General features: G+C 28.1%; 18 protein-coding genes and 1 tRNA gene. 8 read left to right on the forward strand and 11 right to left on the reverse strand.

Annotation, left to right across the window (positions count from 1 at the left end):
• Positions 1 to 4: 4 nt before the first annotated feature.
• The 4 genes from AB0T67_RS06095 to AB0T67_RS06110 all read right to left on the reverse strand — a co-directional run bounded on the left by AB0T67_RS06095 (position 5) and on the right by AB0T67_RS06110 (position 3705).
• The gene (locus tag AB0T67_RS06095; RefSeq protein WP_369219566.1) at positions 5 to 649 is read right to left on the reverse strand and encodes a response regulator transcription factor; all 645 of its coding nucleotides are present in this window, start codon (positions 647 to 649) and stop codon (positions 5 to 7) included.
• A gap of 22 nt (positions 650 to 671) precedes the next feature.
• Positions 672 to 1439 carry a sensor histidine kinase gene (locus AB0T67_RS06100; RefSeq protein ID WP_369219567.1) on the reverse strand — a complete coding sequence of 256 codons (768 nt, stop codon included), beginning with the start codon at positions 1437 to 1439 and terminating at the stop codon, positions 672 to 674.
• A 592-nt stretch (positions 1440 to 2031) separates the two neighbouring features.
• Positions 2032 to 2643 carry a hypothetical protein gene (locus AB0T67_RS06105; RefSeq protein WP_369219568.1) on the reverse strand — a complete coding sequence of 204 codons (612 nt, stop codon included), beginning with the start codon at positions 2641 to 2643 and terminating at the stop codon, positions 2032 to 2034.
• A 366-nt stretch (positions 2644 to 3009) separates the two neighbouring features.
• On the reverse strand, positions 3010 to 3705 hold the full coding sequence (locus AB0T67_RS06110) for a hypothetical protein (protein WP_369219569.1): 696 nt from the start codon (positions 3703 to 3705) through the stop codon (positions 3010 to 3012).
• A 197-nt stretch (positions 3706 to 3902) separates the two neighbouring features.
• Here AB0T67_RS06110 and mce point away from each other — a divergent pair, with 197 nt between their 5' ends.
• The 5 genes from mce (at position 3903) to truB (ending at position 7000) form a co-directional block, all read left to right on the forward strand.
• Positions 3903 to 4304 carry a methylmalonyl-CoA epimerase gene (gene mce, locus AB0T67_RS06115; RefSeq protein WP_369219570.1) on the forward strand — a complete coding sequence of 134 codons (402 nt, stop codon included), beginning with the start codon at positions 3903 to 3905 and terminating at the stop codon, positions 4302 to 4304.
• A gap of 63 nt (positions 4305 to 4367) precedes the next feature.
• The gene (locus AB0T67_RS06120) at positions 4368 to 5246 is read left to right on the forward strand and encodes a cell division protein FtsX (protein WP_369219571.1); all 879 of its coding nucleotides are present in this window, start codon (positions 4368 to 4370) and stop codon (positions 5244 to 5246) included.
• A 6-nt stretch (positions 5247 to 5252) separates the two neighbouring features.
• Positions 5253 to 5495, forward strand: a complete 243-nt coding sequence (locus tag AB0T67_RS06125; RefSeq protein WP_369219572.1) for a DUF3098 domain-containing protein — start codon at positions 5253 to 5255, stop codon at positions 5493 to 5495.
• A gap of 2 nt (positions 5496 to 5497) precedes the next feature.
• Positions 5498 to 6292: an undecaprenyl-diphosphate phosphatase gene (locus AB0T67_RS06130; protein ID WP_369219573.1), complete on the forward strand. Its 795-nt coding sequence runs from the start codon at positions 5498 to 5500 to the stop codon at positions 6290 to 6292.
• 3 nt (positions 6293 to 6295) lie between these two features.
• Positions 6296 to 7000: a tRNA pseudouridine(55) synthase TruB gene (truB, locus tag AB0T67_RS06135; protein ID WP_369219574.1), complete on the forward strand. Its 705-nt coding sequence runs from the start codon at positions 6296 to 6298 to the stop codon at positions 6998 to 7000.
• A gap of 77 nt (positions 7001 to 7077) precedes the next feature.
• On the opposite strand, the gene AB0T67_RS06140 is transcribed toward truB, so the two are convergent.
• Together AB0T67_RS06140 and AB0T67_RS06145 are read right to left on the reverse strand one after the other, a co-directional pair.
• Entirely contained in the window at positions 7078 to 7572 is a 495-nt protein-coding gene (locus AB0T67_RS06140; protein WP_369219575.1) for an ABC transporter ATPase, read from the reverse strand.
• A gap of 92 nt (positions 7573 to 7664) precedes the next feature.
• On the reverse strand, positions 7665 to 8255 hold the full coding sequence (locus AB0T67_RS06145) for a thioredoxin family protein (RefSeq protein WP_369219576.1): 591 nt from the start codon (positions 8253 to 8255) through the stop codon (positions 7665 to 7667).
• 305 nt (positions 8256 to 8560) lie between these two features.
• Here AB0T67_RS06145 and AB0T67_RS06150 point away from each other — a divergent pair, with 305 nt between their 5' ends.
• The gene (locus AB0T67_RS06150; RefSeq protein ID WP_369219577.1) at positions 8561 to 9085 is read left to right on the forward strand and encodes a hypothetical protein; all 525 of its coding nucleotides are present in this window, start codon (positions 8561 to 8563) and stop codon (positions 9083 to 9085) included.
• Here AB0T67_RS06150 and AB0T67_RS06155 read toward each other — a convergent pair.
• The 5 genes from AB0T67_RS06155 to AB0T67_RS06175 form a co-directional block, all read right to left on the reverse strand.
• The gene (locus AB0T67_RS06155; RefSeq protein WP_369219578.1) at positions 9078 to 9554 is read right to left on the reverse strand and encodes a regulatory protein RecX; all 477 of its coding nucleotides are present in this window, start codon (positions 9552 to 9554) and stop codon (positions 9078 to 9080) included. The genes AB0T67_RS06150 and AB0T67_RS06155 overlap by 8 nt on opposite strands.
• 101 nt (positions 9555 to 9655) lie before the next feature.
• Positions 9656 to 13120: an efflux RND transporter permease subunit gene (locus AB0T67_RS06160; protein ID WP_369219579.1), complete on the reverse strand. Its 3465-nt coding sequence runs from the start codon at positions 13118 to 13120 to the stop codon at positions 9656 to 9658.
• A gap of 21 nt (positions 13121 to 13141) precedes the next feature.
• Positions 13142 to 14308: an efflux RND transporter periplasmic adaptor subunit gene (locus AB0T67_RS06165; protein ID WP_369219580.1), complete on the reverse strand. Its 1167-nt coding sequence runs from the start codon at positions 14306 to 14308 to the stop codon at positions 13142 to 13144.
• 7 nt (positions 14309 to 14315) lie between these two features.
• The gene (locus AB0T67_RS06170; protein WP_369219581.1) at positions 14316 to 15644 is read right to left on the reverse strand and encodes a TolC family protein; all 1329 of its coding nucleotides are present in this window, start codon (positions 15642 to 15644) and stop codon (positions 14316 to 14318) included.
• Positions 15645 to 15650: 6 nt separating this feature from the next.
• A complete protein-coding gene (locus tag AB0T67_RS06175; protein ID WP_369219582.1) occupies positions 15651 to 16259 on the reverse strand; it encodes a TetR/AcrR family transcriptional regulator in 609 nt (202 codons plus the stop codon).
• Positions 16260 to 16385: 126 nt separating this feature from the next.
• Between AB0T67_RS06175 and AB0T67_RS06180 the strand changes: the two genes are divergently transcribed.
• On the forward strand, positions 16386 to 17357 hold the full coding sequence (locus tag AB0T67_RS06180; RefSeq protein WP_369219583.1) for a polyprenyl synthetase family protein: 972 nt from the start codon (positions 16386 to 16388) through the stop codon (positions 17355 to 17357).
• A 53-nt stretch (positions 17358 to 17410) separates the two neighbouring features.
• Positions 17411 to 17484 (forward strand) — tRNA-Ile (locus AB0T67_RS06185).
• The last annotated feature ends 50 nt before the right edge of the window (positions 17485 to 17534 follow it).

Consider the following 17534-nt stretch of genomic DNA (forward strand, 5'->3'; position numbering starts at 1 on the left):
AAAATTACGGAGTGTAAATTTTATTTTTCACTGCATATATTACTAACCCTACTCTATTTCTTACATTTAACTTTGTAAACAAACTATCACGATAACCATCTATCGTTTTAGGGCTTAAAAACATCTTGTCTGCAATTTCTTTATAAGTCAATTCAGAACAAGCTAACTTCATGAATATCATTTCATTACGCTTGAAATTAACGTTTTCTTTTTCGTTTTTTCCTGAAATAGAATTTAATAATAATGTAGTTACATTTCTTGTATGATAAAAGCCATTATCCATCACTTCAAGTAGTGCTTTTTCTAAAACATTTTTTTCGGTATCTTTTAATAAATAACCAACAGCGCCCACTTTCAACATTTTTAACATGGTATTTTCAGCATCTTCAACTGATAAAGCCATTACATTTACTGCTGGAAAATTTTCTGAAATCCATTCTGTAGCTTCAATACCATTCATTACTGGCATATTAACATCCATTAAAACAATATCGGGTACATTTTTAGCTGATATTTTAAATTTATCGACTAATTCTTGTCCATTTTTACTGGTGTATAGTACTTTAAATTTATCGAATGAATTTACCATTCCTTCAATGGCTTGAGATAAAAGCGTGTGATCGTCAACAACAACAACTGAATATGTCATATTTATTATATTTTTTAGTAGGTTAGTTAATAGATTCTTCTGTATTAAAAAAATAATTAATGACTAAGGTAGTACCTTTTGTTGGTATTGATATTAAATTAGCTTTGGCACCTATTAATTTTGCTCTATTTTTTATATTTCCTAAACCAATACCATTTATTTTTACCTCATCTAAAATAAAACCTACACCATTATCTTTGGCTGTAATTTCTACTTCATTTTCGGTATATTTTATTATTACATCTAAATTTGCAGCTTTTGCATGTTTAATTGTGTTTGAAAAAAACTCTTGTAAAATTCTAAAAATAATAATTCCTGATTTCTGATCTAAATCAATTTTATCACCAATAATAGTTAAACTAGCTGTTATATAATTTAACCTATTAAAGCGGTCAATTTCTAACTGCAAAGCAACTGTAAAGTTAATACTATTTATAAACTCTGGATTTATTGATTTTGAAAGTGCTCTTATTTCTACTAAACTTTTAGTAATTGTTTCTTTTATGTCATCAATATTACCAGGCGATGCATATTGTAATTGTATTTTTGCTAATGTTAAAAGTTGCCCTATATTATCGTGCAATTCCCAACTAATACCACGTAAAGTTTCTTCTCTTATTTCTATTTGTGTTTCTGTAATTGCCGTTTCAAAATATTTTTCGGCAATAGCTCTTTCTTGTAGTAATTTATTTTTACGACGCTGAAAAACAGTAAATAAAACCACTAAAAAACCAACAATTACGATGATTATTAAAGTGGTTATTATTAATATTTCTCTTTCTTGCTGCATACTAAACCGTAAATCATAAATAAGTTCATTGAAATTACTAGTATATTTAAGATAAAAAAAAAACCTCTATTGTTCATGTATTTATACATCGTAAAAAAAGGAATCGAAGGTAAATAAAACACTAAAAAACCAACTGAAACCCAAAAAGGTAATAATTTTTTATAATTTAAAATTTTATCAGATAATAATAATTCCTTTAGATAGAAAAATACATATAAACTTGTATTAAAAGCTCCAAAAATTATCAAATAAAAAAACAATGAAGTATGAAAATATACTATCATCCAAAATAGACTAAAAGCTGTACTAAAAATTATAATTATTTTTTTCCACAAGTCACTATAAATCAAATTATAATATATTAATGAAATTGTATTAAATTGCAAAAAAGAATACACATAATAATAAATATAACTGTCTTTTTTTATTATTATAAAATAAGCGCCAATACTTTCAGTTATCATTGTAAATATTAATAATAATACCAGAAAAAACATAAATCTAGTTTTATATTTTAAATATATGTATATGCTAATAATTGCTGTTAATATTTGCAATGATAAGTTCAAGTTTTTAATTTCCATTAAGAAAATTATTTATCATGAGGAGGAGTCATATTACTATAATTCCCAGCACCACTATCTTCACCAGAACCACCTTGCTCTCCTCTACTTAATACACTCTGTTCTAATTCTATTTTGTAATTGTAATCTCTTCTTTTACCTTTACTATAAGATTCTTTAGAGTCATAAATCCAATTATAGCCATGTTTTGCTAACATTTCTTTAAAGGTTACTAATTTTCTTTGTTTAACACTTTGCTCAGGGTCAAATAATACTTGTTGCCCATTAACTGTAGTCGATGGAAGATAAATTAAGCTACCATAACCTTTATCGTTTGTATTATCTATTTGCTTTGCAGTAGAAATAAAGCTGATACCAGTAATTTCAACACCTAATTTTCTACTTAAATTTTCAATACGCCCTAAATACTTTTTAAACTGTACAAAGTTAAAAGTATTGATACGAGAATCTTCGTAACCTAAAGCTTTTTCAATAGGTGATATTCTAGTAACATCATAAAGTTTTAATGCATCAATAATTTCGGTATAATTAAGCATTTCTTTAGTTCTTCCTTCGTCTTTATACGAAAAAACAGTTTGTTGTTCTTCTCTGATTTTTTCAGAAACATTTTTTTCTTCCATGATACGCTAATTTTAAAATTTGGTTTAATTTGATTCAAATATACACTCTTGTTCCTTTCAAAAATATTTTTTTTATTAAACAATTATGAATCAATATTTTAAATAAAAAAACAAAGAAAAACACCCTAAGCAACAAAGAGAATCTCCTGTATTCTTTATATTTATTCTACGCTAAATGTTCCAACCACCTCAATTATTGCAGTAAAAACAAGCAAGATCAAAAGATGAATATAAAAACCTTGATCTTTATATTTTTCATAAAAAAAACAAATAACTGCTGTTATAATCTGAAAAAATAGAGACAAATGTTGGAACATTATATAATAATTATTTTTAATTAAAATACATCTAAAAAACAAAAGAATACTATTGTTCTCCTTGATCTAAATATGGTGGTTTAATATGAGTTAAATTCCCAGCGCCACTTTGTTCACCTTGGCTTCCTGCTTGACCTTCTTCTCCTCTATTTAATACCCCTTCTTCTAATTCTATAGTGTAATTACAATCTCTTCTTTTACCTTTACTATAAGATTCTTTAGAGTCGTATATCCAGTTATAACCATGTTTCGCTAACATCTCTTTAAAGGTTACTAATTTTTTTTGTTTAAAACTTTGTTCAGGATCAAATAAAAATTGTTTACCGTTAACTGTCGTAGATGGAAGATAAATTAAGCTACCGTAGCCTTTGTTTTTTACATTATCAAGTTTCTTTGCTGTAGCAATAAAACTAATACCTGTAATTTCAATACCTGATTTTGCACTTAAATTTTCAATATGCCCTAAATACTTTTTAAATTGTATAAAATTAAATGTATTAATACGAGAATCTTCATAACCTAATGATTCTTCAATAGGTGTAATTCTAGTAACATCATAAAGCTTTAATACATCAATAATTTGGGTATAATTAAGCATTTCTTTGGTTCTTCCTTCGTCTTTATACGAAAAAACAACTTGGCTATTTTTTGTTGAACCGCCTACTGTTTCTAACTTCTCTTCAGTACAAGATGTTAAAAATAATACAGCACATGTTGCTGCTAAAAATAATTTGTTAATTTCCAATTTAACTTCCTCTTACAAAAGTACATATATATGCTTTACAACAAAACATTCAATATCATTTAAACATTATATTATATCTAAAAGCTTATTTAAATTTGTAAATGTAAATTTTGATATTATAAAACTTTTTGGAATAAAATTTAAACAAGCTCTAAAGTAATACGTATAATCTCCTTAATGTTTTTTATTTTTATCAGATGAACAACATAGAACATATTGGAATTGCGGTAAAAGATTTAGAAAAATCAAATGAATTATTTGCTTCACTTTTCGGAAAACCACATTATAAAATAGAAGAAGTAGCTAGTGAAGGCGTTAAAACTTCTTTTTTTAAATCAGGAGAAAATAAAATTGAACTTTTAGAAGCCACAAACCCCGAAAGTCCTATTGCTAAATTTATAGCAAAAAAAGGTGAAGGTGTACATCATATTGCTTTTGCCGTTACCGATATAAAATCAGAAATAAAACGCTTACAAAAAGAAGGTTTTACAGTAATCAATAAAACACCCAAAAAAGGAGCTGATAATAAATTAGTAGCTTTTTTACATCCTAAAACAACAAATGGTGTTTTAATTGAATTATGCCAAGAAATCGAATAATACATTCATTTAAAATTTCGCAAATATTTGTATCTTGCAACCTACTAAAACATCTATTCAAGAATGTCTAAATCTTTTGACTCTTTTCAAAAACGCCGTCTACAATCCTCTTACATTTCTGTAGTAGTAAGCATTGCTTTGGTGCTTTTTATGATGGGTTTTTTAGGATTAGTGATACTTAAATCAACCAAAGTTGCCAATCATTTTAAAGAAAAAGTAGTAATGACGCTATTTTTAAATGATGATGTAACCAAAACACAACGCCAAAAATTTAGAGCATCTCTTGAAAAAGAAAGCTATACAAATAAAGCAATTTACATTTCTAAAGCAGAAGCTGCAAAAACATATAAAGAAGATTTAGGTGAAGATTTTTTAAAATTCTTAGGAGATAATCCTCTTAAAAATGGTGTTGATATTTATTTAAAAGCCGATTTTGTAACTCCTGAAAAAATGGATATTATTAAAAAATCTTTTGATAAAAACGATTTTGTTGCAGAAGTAAATTACGATAAACCTTTAGTTAGGTTGCTAACTGAAAACATTCAACGAATCAGTTTTTGGTTATTAGTTTTAAGTGGCTTCTTCGGATTAATGGTTATTCTATTAATCAATAGTTCAATCAGATTATCTATTTATTCTAAACGATTTAATATTAAAACAATGCAAATGGTAGGTGCAACTAAAGGTTTTATCCGTAGGCCTTTTATTTGGAAAAGTATAAAACTAGGACTTTTAGGGGCTGTTATTTCTTTATGTGGATTAGCTATTGTAATTTATTATATAGATAAAAACATTCCTACTTTAGAACTATTAACTGATTACACCTCAATAACCTATTTAACTGGAGGTGTTTTATTTACAGCTTTTTTTATTACCGCTATCAGTACCTTTTTTGCAACACAACGTTTTTTAAACTTACAAACAAACGACTTGTACTACTAAAATTTTATGAAAAAAGACACTACTTCGAATCAAGAATTTTTATTCGGTAAACAAAATTATATCATTATGTTAATAGGTTTAGCGGTTATTGCACTAGGCTTTATTTTAATGGCAGGTGGCGGAAGCGATGACCCAACTATTTTTAATGAAGAAATTTATAGCTGGCGCAGAATTCGTTTAGCACCAACCTTGGTTATTATCGGTTTAGGAATCGAAATTTATGCTATTTTAGCCAATCCAAAAAAATAAGCATGAATTTATTAGAAGCAATTATCCTTGGAATTATTCAAGGGCTTACCGAGTTTTTACCTGTATCATCTAGTGGTCATTTAGAATTAGCAAAAGCAATTTTAGGAGATACCTCTGTTCCCGAAGAAAGTTTAACTTTTACTGTGGTTTTACATTTTGCAACCGCATTAAGTACCTTGGTTATTTTTAGAAAAGAAGTTGCCGAAATTTTCAAAGGATTATTCCAATTTAAATGGAATGACCAAATGAAATTTTCAGTAAAAATTATAATTTCGATGCTTCCCGCAGTAATTATTGGATTAGCTTTTGAAAAACAATTAGAATCTTTTTTCGGTGGAAAAATATTATTAGTAGGAATTATGTTATTAATTACAGCAGGTTTATTATTATTTGCTGATAAAGCTAAAAACACTAACAAAGAAGTTTCTTTTAATAATTCATTAATTATTGGAATTTCTCAAGCTATTGCAATGTTACCAGGAATTTCTCGCTCTGGAGCTACTATTTCTACTTCTGTTTTATTAGGAATTGACCGTAGTAAAGCAGCTCGATTTTCATTTTTAATGGTCGTTCCTCTTATCTTCGGAAAAATAGCAAAAGATTTTTTAGGTGGAGATATTAATTTTCAATCTTCAGAAATCATACCAATATCAGCAGGTTTTATTGCTGCTTTTCTTTCAGGTTTAGTTGCCTGTAACTGGATGATTGCTTTAGTTAAAAAAAGCAAATTATCTTATTTTTCAATTTACTGTGCTGTTGTAGGATTAATAGCCATAGGATACTCTTTATTAAATTAAATTATGAAAACTGAAGAAGATTATAAAAACGGACAAGTTTTATTAATTGATAAACCCTTAGAATGGACTTCTTTTCAAGTGGTTAACAAATTGCGTTGGGAAATAAGACAACGATTTAACATCAAAAAAATTAAAGTTGGGCATGCTGGAACTTTAGATCCCTTGGCAACTGGGTTATTGATACTTTGTACAGGTAAAAAAACCAAAATTATTGATGAATATCAAGGACAAATAAAAGAATACACGGGAACAATTACTTTAGGAGGAACAACGCCTAGTTATGATTTAGAAACCGAAATAAATGAAACTTTTTCTACGGAACATATTACCGAAGAATTAATTCATGAAACAACCAAACAATTTACGGGAGTAATTCAGCAAAAACCACCTATTTTTTCAGCGATAAAAAAAGAAGGTGTACGTTTATATGAATTAGCAAGAAAAGGAGAAACTACCGAAATAAAAACAAGAGAAGTTACGATTCCTGTTTTTGAAATCACAAAAATTGATAGTAATAATCTTGATTTCAGAGTTGTTTGTAGTAAAGGAACATACATTCGTTCGTTAGCTTATGATTTTGGAATTGCTTTAAATTCTGGTGCTCATTTATCAAAATTAAGAAGAACTAAAATTGGTGATTTTCATGTTGATAACGCCTTAAGTGTTGACGAGTTTATAAATAATTTATCTGAACGTTTATCAGAATAAATTTATAAATCACACTAAAAAAACTCGAATAGCTATAAATAGTTATTCGAGTTTTTTTTTATTTAAATAAGTAAAAATTAAGATTTCTTTTTCTTTAAAAACCTGCTATACCAGCTTTCAGAAATTGGCACTTCCCAGTAATTATCTAACTCTTGTTTTGTTTCAATTAAATTATCAAAAACAATAGTTTTTTCTGTTACTGCTTTATTTTTAATTAACTGTTTAAAGTCTTTCAATTCTTTGTATTGTGTGTATTCACCTTGCTTAAAACACACATTCATTCTATCTAACAATTCAACTTCGTATTGAGTTTGTAATTGTAAAATAAAACCAACTTGTGCATCAATATCAGCATTTAACAAAACAGCATCTTCTGACGCTGAAAAAATAATAAAACGATTGTATCGTACTTCAAATGATGCTTTGAAATTTTCATCATCTGACTTCCACCCTTCTACAAATGTTTTTAATTGCTCATTTAATCCATCAATTTCTTTTGGATAAAACTTTCTATTACATGGATAAATCCAAACTTTTGCTTCTTCTGATAATGTATTAAAATCTACTAACATAATTATTCTTTCTAAGTTGCAAAGATACAGAAAACAAAACCTCCTTTCTGATAAACAAAAAGGAGATTTATTTTATATTAATAAAGTTGTTTTTATTTTAACAAGGCAACAATATTTTCTTGAACATTGATTCCTTTATTTTTATTATACCAAACTTGTAAATCTTTTTTAAAATCAGCATCTAAACTTCCGTGTGCTTCTTTATAATCGACCACCATTTTAGTAGCGGTAGCAGGTCTTGGACCCCAAGTATTAATCACTTCATTATTTTTATCTAAAGCAATTAATTTAGGAATCGAACGACCGCCATTCGTTAAAAAGGCATCCATTAATGGTAAGTTTTCATCTCTTAACACCACTTTTAATTGAATATTGTCATTTTCTGCAGCTATTTTACTAATAATAGGTAAGTTTTGAGCAGCATCACCACACCAACCTTCAGTTAATACCAACCAAGTTTGAGGCTCTTTTACTTCTTTTAGCTTTGCAACCGTTTCTTCGGAAATTTTTATAGTTTTATCCAAACGCTTCATACGTTTATCATTTAACAAACTATAATTTAATAAATCTTCAGATTGGTTAGAACCTGTTGATTTTCCTTCGTCTAACAATTCTTTTACAAGTGTTCTATATGCTGGATATGAAATAGCATTTTCTAAACTGTTTTCTATAATTTCTTTCATCTTACTAATTTTATTTATACAAATTATACAAAGGTATTTCTTCTTATTTAAATGCAATGCAACATAAGTTACAATGCGTACCAAAAGTACTGTAGACGTTATTTAACCTAAAAACTTACACCGCTTTTTACTTTTGATGCCCTAAAACGTCTAAAGTTAACATACTATTTTTAGTTATTGATATTAAATCAAACAGTTATTCTCAGCGTTAATCATTTCTTGCAAGATAAATTAGAAAATTATACTTTTGTTCCTATTCATACCGTCAAGTAAGATAGGTATTTCATCGCTTCAATTTCCTATCAATGAAAAATTATAGATTCTTTTTACTTTCTTTAGTATTCCTTATTTTTTCTTGTAAAAAAGAAGAAAATCAAACAAATACACCTGTTCAAAAAACAGGAATGGATGCTGCTGTTAAGCATCCAAAATATACCTCACTCGATAAAACTTCTACAAAAGAAATAGAGAAATGGAAAGAATATTTTATCCTAGAAAATTTTTTACAACAATTAAAAAAAATAACACCTGCAGAGGCTTTAAATAATGCACTAGAATTAAAAGAACTAACCAAGCATTTAAAAGATAGTTTAAATATAAAAACACTTAAAACACCTGCGTTTAAAGCACGTATGAATGTTTTTCAAAACGAAATATTACGATTAAACGATATGGAAAACATACCTGCTATTACACCTAAAGAAGTGAATACTCAGTTATCAAAAGTTTTCGTATTATTTGGAAGTATGAATACTAAAATAAACACTATTTACACTAAAAAACAATTTGACAAAGAGATAAACCTAGACAGTTTATTTAATTTTAAATAACATTTAATGCTTCATAAATTAAATGACTTTCAAAACCTCTGTATAATAGATAATCGACTATTTTCTTTTTCCTTTTAAAGATGTTTGTTTCTGTTACTAACTCATTTTTTTTGGCAACTAAACTATATAATGTAGTAATATAATCTTCTTCGTTAATTTCTTTTAATGCTGTTTTTATATTATATGCAGATATATCTCTGAATTTTAATTCTCTTACAATTCTGTTTTTTCCCCATTTTTTAATACGAAATTTTCCTCTTGCAAAGCTTTTAGAAAAACGCTCTTCATTTAAAAAATTATCTTTCATTAAGCTTAAAAGAATCATTTCTCTAACTTCAGGAATAACATTAAACGAGCTTAATTTACTTTCTACTTCTTTATGACAACGATCTTGGTAAACACAATAATGTTCCATTTTTCGTTTTATTTCATCTACAGTAAAAACACCTTTATTTGTCTCTTTATTCATAATATCTAAAACATCTTCTAAAAAACTTCTAAAATAAAAAAAGAGTTGAAAATTTTTACATTTCCAACTCTTTTTATCTAACGTAAAATCAAAAAAATATTTTATACATTTCTTTTTAACCACATTTTAAACTTTGTTACTAAATAGAATAAAATTGGTACTACAATCAATGTTAAGAAAGTCGCTATAAAAAGTCCATAAATTACTGTCCAAGCTAATGGACCCCAAAAAATAACATTATCTCCTCCAACATATATATTCGGATTAAATTCGCTGAATAATGTAAAAAAGTTAATATTGAATCCTGTTGCTAACGGAATTAACCCTAAAATAGTAGTAATTGCTGTTAATAATACAGGACGTAAACGTGCTTTTCCACCTTTTACAATTGCTTCGAAAAGCTCATTTTCTTCGATATATTCATCATCACCTAAACTATGTTCAATCTTTTTTCTGTCTATTAATAATTGTGTGTAATCAAGTAATACAACTCCATTATTTACAACAATTCCTGCTAAAGAAATAATTCCCATCATAGTCATCATAATAACAAAAGAACTTCCTGTTGCTACAATACCACCAAAAACACCGATTAAACTTAAAAAGATAGCAAGCATTATAATACCTGGTTTTGATATCGAATTAAATTGAAAAATCAATATAAAAAAGATTAAACCTAACCCTGTAAAAAAAGCACCCATTAAAAACAGCATTTGTTTCTTTTGCTCTTCTATTTGACCTGTATAATCAATTTTTACATCAGCTGGTTTATCCTTGAAACTTTGCATTTCATTTTGAATTTTTGAAACGATAGCTCCTGCATCTGTAAACCCCGGTGCTAATGCCGAATACAAAGTTACTACACGCTTAACATCTTTATGTTTTATGGCACTAAAACCAGAAGATGTTTTTTGTTTGGTAACAGCAGAGATAGGAACTTCTTTTACCTGACCAGAAGTCATGTCTCTAAAAGTTATTTTCTGATTAAAAAGAGCACTTGTATTATATCTATTTTCTTTATTAAAACGAACATAAATATCGTAATCTTCACCATCTTTTTTATAAATACCTGCCTTTGCTCCGAAAATAGAATTACGTAATTGTTGTCCTACTTGAGCAGAACTCACTCCTAATTCTCCTGCTTTTTTTCTATCTACCTCTACTTCTATTCCTGGTTTAGATTTGTTAACATCAATTTTTAATTGATCTATACCTTGAATATTTTTAGTATTAAGAAAGTCACGCATTTTTTCAGCAGTAGTAATAAGTTCAGAATAATCTTGACCTTCTAATTCAACATTAATAGGATATCCTGCTGGCGGTCCTGCGGCATCTTTTTCTACTGAAATAGAAACCCCTGGATACACATCTTTTAAATTTTCTTGAATTTTTTTCAATAATTCATTACTATCTTCACCTTGCCTAAATTTAAATTCACGCATAGTTGCTGTTATTTTTCCACGATGTGGCATTTCGGCTGCCGAACCTCCATCTGTTTGTGGATTCCCTGCACCTTCACCAACTTGTGAAACAGCACTTTCTGTTAAAAAGTTTTGACCATCTTTAATATAACCACTATCATTAATTACCTTAAACATTCGCTGTTCTATAGCTTTGGTAATTTCATTGGTTTTTTTAATATCTGTACCTTCAGGATATTCGATATAAGCCGTAATTTGATTGGCTTTTGTATCAGGAAAAAACTCAACTTTAGTTCGTTGACTTCCTACTGATGCTCCAAAACCGATAAAGGCAATAAATAATAAAATAACGGTAACAATAGTAATAATTATTGGTTTTTTTCCACTTAACGAAAACCTAAGAACTTTTTCATAAAGGCGCTCCCAAAGTGGTAATATTTTATTTTGAAACCCATTTGCCCAACTACGTAAAAACAAACGATATATCCAAAGCATAACCACAGTTACTAACATTAAAGTACCTAAACCTCTATAAGCTCCTCCAAAGAATAAAATTAATAAACCAATAACTCCAATAATTACTGATATTTTAATAATCTGTTTTAAAGGCATATCTTTATCTTCAGTAGTCATAAATTGTGATACTAATACCGAATTAAAAAATATTGCCACAAATAATGATGAACCTAATACAACAGAAAGCGTAATAGGAAAATATTTCATAAACTGTCCCATTACACCAGGCCATAAACCAAGTGGTACAAAGGCTGCAACAGTTGTTAAAGTTGATATAATAATAGGTAATGCAATTTCACCGATTCCTTTTTTAGCTGCTTCAACACGACTCATACCTTCTTCAGCCATTAATCTGTAAACATTTTCGACAACTACAATTCCGTTATCTACCAGCATACCTAGCCCCATAATTAACCCAAAAAGAATCATGGTATTTAAAGTATATCCAAATAAATCTAATATCATTAATGACATAAACATAGACATCGGAATAGCAAATCCAACAAATAAAGCATTTTTAAATCCTAAAAAGAACATCAAAACAGTAACAACTAGTATAATACCAAAAATGATATTATTTACTAAATCATCTACCTGTCCAACTGTTTTTGAAGATTGATCATTAGCAATTGTTACTTTTAAATCCGTAGGAAATACGTTTAATTTTGCATGTTCTACAATTTCTCGTATTTGTTCTGCAGCGGCAACCATGTTTTCTCCTGAACGTTTTTTAACGTCTAACATTACTACTTCTTTTCCAAATTCTCTGGCGTAGGTAGTTTTATCTTCATCTTTAAAACTTACAGTTGCTACATCTCTTAAATAAATAGCATTTCCTTTTTCTGCCTTTACAACAAAATTTTCTAACTCATTTGGATTTTCAATTTCACCAATAATTCTAATAGTACGTCTTTGTCCACTAGTAATTAAATTTCCTGCCGACATGGTTAAATTCTCTCTTCCAATACTATTTTTAATATCATCGAAACTTACTTGAGCAGCCATCATTTTATAAATATCTACAGCAACCTCAACTTCTTTTTCTTGTGCACCTCTAATATCTACTTGCTTAATTTCGGTTAATCCTTCTATTTCATCTTCAAGGTATTCTCCAATTTTTTTAAGCTTCCCTACGGGATAATCTCCAGAAATATTAATATTTAAAATCGGAACTTCTTCTGATATACTTAAATCGAAAACATTTGGTTCAACTTTAGCACCATTAAAAGTTGGCCAATCTTCACCTGAAGTTTCCGTATCTATCTCATCTTTTACCTTTTGCTTAGCGGCATCTACAGTTATTTTTTCATCAAACTCAACAACAACAATAGAGTAATTTTCTTGAGATGTTGATGTAATATCTACAACATTACTAACTGATTTTAATTTATCTTCAATAGGATCGGTAATTAATTTCTCTATATCTTCGGCAGTATTTCCAGGATAAATAGAACTTATATATATTTTAGTTTCTTTTATTTCTGGAAAATTTTCTCTGGCCATACCAAAGTAAGCCGAAGTACCTAGGAAAAGTATCAAGGCTATTAAAACATACATTGTTGTTTTATTATTTATAGCCCAAGATGATAAGCCAAATTCCTTATCCACCTGTTTGTTCTTTTTAGACATATTTATAATTTTATAGGTGAATTAGTTTAAAACTTGTACTTGCTGACCATTTTGAACACTACGAGCACCTTCTACAACAATTTTATCGCCATCTTTAATACCATTTAAAACTTCAACAACATCTCCTTGAGTTTTTCCTGTGGTAATAATTACTTGTTTTGCAGTACCTATTTTATCTTTCAAATCAACAATTACATAAACATATTGTTCTCCTTTTGCATTTTCTGAAATAATACTTTGCGGAATTAATAATGCTTCATTATTCGTATAATCGTTAATTTTTAACTTTGCTGTTAAATTTGGTTTTATACTTTTATCTTTATTATCAACTGCTATTTCAACATTAAAAGTACGATTTGCTGGATTGATAAAACTACCAACCTGACGTATTGTTGAGTTCATTTTTTTACCTAATACAGGAAATTCAACCTCAACATTTTTACCTTTTTTAATAGCTATAATATAACTTTCAGGAACTGCCGTTTCAATATACATTTTAGAAAGATTTACAATTCTAAAAACTTCGGCTCCAGCTCCAGGTGCTACAACCATACCTTCTTCTTTAATTACATCATCTATAACTCCAGAAAAAGGGGCTTTTATTACTGATTTCCCTACTTGTTTTCTTAATTGAGAAACAGCATTTTTTTGAGCTTCGTAAGTAGTTTTTGCTTGTAAGAATTGTATTTCAGAACCAATTTTTTGTTCCCATAATCTTTTCTGACGATGATACGTAGTTTCAGCAAGTGCTGTTTGAACTTCTATTTGTGCCAACTGATTAGATAAACCTCCATCATCTATTCTAGCTAATAATTGTCCTTTTTTTACAAACTGACCTTCTTTTACATAAATTTTAACCAACTGCCCAGGCATTTCAGGATATATTAAAACATTTTGTTTTGTTTTTACATTTCCTTGTAATTCTAAATAATGATTAAACACACTTTTATTTGCTGATACAACAGTAATTAAAGATGTTTTTTTAGTAGTATCTAAAGTTGCAATTTTAGCATTTAACACCTTAACATTTTCTGATAAAATTTGTATTTCGGTATTTATGGCTGTTTTTTTAGCACGTATTTTTGCTAAATCATTAGAAGCTATTACTTTTTCTACAGATTGTTTTTTATTACCTCCGCAGGAAGCTAAAAGTAAAGTAATTATTAATAGTGAATATATTTTTCTCATTGCTAATTTATTTTAAAGGTATATTTAATGCGTTTTCTAATGCCGCCTTTTTAGTAATAACAGCTAACATTGACTGTACATAGTTGTTTTGCTGAGTATATAATTGATTTTGTGCTTGCGATAAATCAAAGCTTGATGAAATTCCTTCAAAAAATTTAATTTGTTGCTTTTTTTCAATACGCGCTGCTAACTTCATATTTTTCATAGCGTATTGATAATTTTCAATACTTAATTGATATTCACTTTTTGCTGATGCTGTTTGTAAGTTTAACTTTTGTTTAACCTCTTCTAAACGAATATCCGCAGATTCCAATTCAATTCTGGCTTGAGCCGTTTTAGCACTTCTTCCTAAACTACTAAATATTGGAATATTTAAATTAACTCCTAACATTGAAGAACCAAACCACTTTTGATTTTTATCTAAAAAAGTAAAAGAATTTGAGTTACCAGTAACGCCATAATTTAAAAAAGCACTCAAACTAGGCAATCCTTTACTTTGCTCTAAACGCATTAATAAACGCTTGCTTTCTCTATCATTTTCGGCTATTTTAAAATCTATATGTGTATCTAAATTAAATTTTTTAGATAATAAATCTAAAGTAGTATTTGACATTATTAAAGTATCCAAACTATCTGTTAAAGTCAATTTTGCATCAATAGAATTTCCTAAAGAAAGATTTAACATTTGATAAGCAATATCTTTTAATCTAATTGCATTTCTTAAGCTATTTTGAACATTACTTAATGTAATTTCTAACTGCTCAACATCTTCTTCTTCATTTAATCCGTTTTCATTAATTTTCTTAGCATCATTAAAGTTTTTTTCTAAAACTTTAATGTTTTTTTGAAGAATTTTAATTAATTTTTCAGCAACAAGAATATTACCGTAAGCATTTATTATTGCTTCTCTTGTTGCTAATTCGGTTTTCACTTTGGCTTGTTCTGAAATTTTCAAATACGTTTTTGCTGCCTGTAAACCGACTAAATAAGAACCATCAAATAACAACTGACTTAGTGTTGCAGTTGCATTCATATTTTGTTTTGTACCAAAAATTAATTCTTCATCAATTCCGTCATTATTAAAATCAGCTAATTGAATTGGTTGTTTTAAATTATTCTGATATCCTACCTTTCCATTAATTTGAGGCAATCCCATTGTAGTGGTTTCCCACTTTCTTTTAATTGCAGCCTTAATATCATTTTTAGCTACTTTATTATTGTAACTATTTTTTATAGCATAATCAATAGCTTCTTGCATTGATAAATTAAGTTCTTCTTGAGCAAATAAAAAGCTCGTGCAAAAGAATATAAATACACTGTATATGTATTTTTTCATCGTTTATTAATTTTTATTTATAATTTTTAATTGTTTGCTTAATTCTTCTAATCCTTTATTAGTTGCAATAGCTCTTATATGATATTCTAATATTTCGTATTCTACCTTCATTAATTCTTGCATTTCGTTACTATACATTTCACTTTCATAAACACCAAAAACTAAGGTAAAATAGAAGTTTACAACTAAATCTATTTTTAAATCATCACGATAAAAGCCATCTTTAATACCTTTTTTAATATTATCAATATTACAATCTCTAAACATACACACCTCACGCTCCATTAATTTGGTATATGTTTCTGGATAATATTTTCTTAACTGATACATTGGCGAAGTCTTTGCATTTTTAAACATTTCTTTAAAAATTGCTTTTACAGCAAACTCTTCTTCAACAGCATTATATCCTTGTTCTTTTATTTTTGTAATAGCTTCACTTATTGTATAATGAATAGCATCTGTACTTGCATCAACCAATTCAGTTTTTTTTGAAAAATATTTATATAGTGTTTTTTTTGATATACCTAATTCTCCTGCAATATCATCCATGGTAACGCTTTTAAAACCGTAGTTTAAAAACATTTCTCCTGCTTTATTTAAAATTTTATCTCTCATAATAGTTTGCAAATGTACACAAGGAAACTTTAAAAACAATAAAAGTTTCCTTAGTTTTAATGTTTTTTTAACATTACCTTACAATTAGAATTTTTCTTTATCTTATTTTTACAAAAAATTCAAGATTTGGACATACTAAAATATCAATCAGACTTTTTATCTTACTTAGATTCTAAAAAAATTATAAAAGAACCTAAAAATCTTTACGAACCTATAGATTATATTCTTCAAATAGGTGGTAAAAGAATTCGCCCAATGCTAACACTTATTGCTTCAGATATATTTTCTGGCGATTATGAAAAAGCAATGCCCGCTGCATTAGCTGTTGAAGTTTTTCATAATTTCACATTAGTTCATGATGATATTATGGACGACGCTCCTTTAAGAAGAGGTAATGAAACGGTTCATGAAAAATGGGATATTAATACAGGAATACTTTCTGGTGATGCTATGCTTATTTTGGCTTATCAATATTTTGAAAATTACGAGCCTATTGTTTTTCAAAAATTAGCAAAATTATTTAGCAAAACAGCACTTGAAGTTTGTGATGGTCAACAATTAGATGTTGATTTTGAAACAAGAAATGATGTTACTATTCATGAATACATTAAAATGATTACCTTAAAAACATCTGTTTTAGTAGCTGCTGCATTAAAAATGGGTGCTATTGTTGCTAATGCTAGTGATGAACAAGCCCAACATTTATATAACTACGGATTAAATTTAGGAATCGCATTTCAATTACAAGATGATTATTTAGATACTTATGGAAATCCTGAAACTTTCGGAAAACAAGTTGGTGGAGATATTATCGAAAATAAAAAAACCTACCTCTATTTAAAAGCTTTTGAAGTAGCAAATGATGCTGATAAAGAAAAATTAACTGTTCTTTACAATAAAAAACAAAAAAATATTTCAGAAAAAATAAAGACAGTTTCTGCTATTTTTTCAAAAAATAATATACCTAAACACACAAAGCAACTTATTGAATACTATACAAATAAATCATTTGATAGCTTAGTACACTTAAACATTAGTGATGCTCAAAAAAATGGACTTCGTTTGTTCGGTGAAAATTTAATGAGTAGAAAAGTTTAAAAAAACTTTTCTACTTAAAAAAAGTTTGTATATTTGCAGTCCTAATCAAAAACGGTCTTATAGCTCAGTTGGTTAGAGCACCTGACTCATAATCAGGTGGTCCCAGGTTCGAGTCCTGGTGGGACCACGTTTAAACCTCATAATCTTAATTGATTTTGAGGTTTTTTTATGCTTAAA

This window comes from Tenacibaculum salmonis, assembly GCF_041053065.1.
Taxonomy (GTDB): domain Bacteria; phylum Bacteroidota; class Bacteroidia; order Flavobacteriales; family Flavobacteriaceae; genus Polaribacter; species Polaribacter pacificus_A.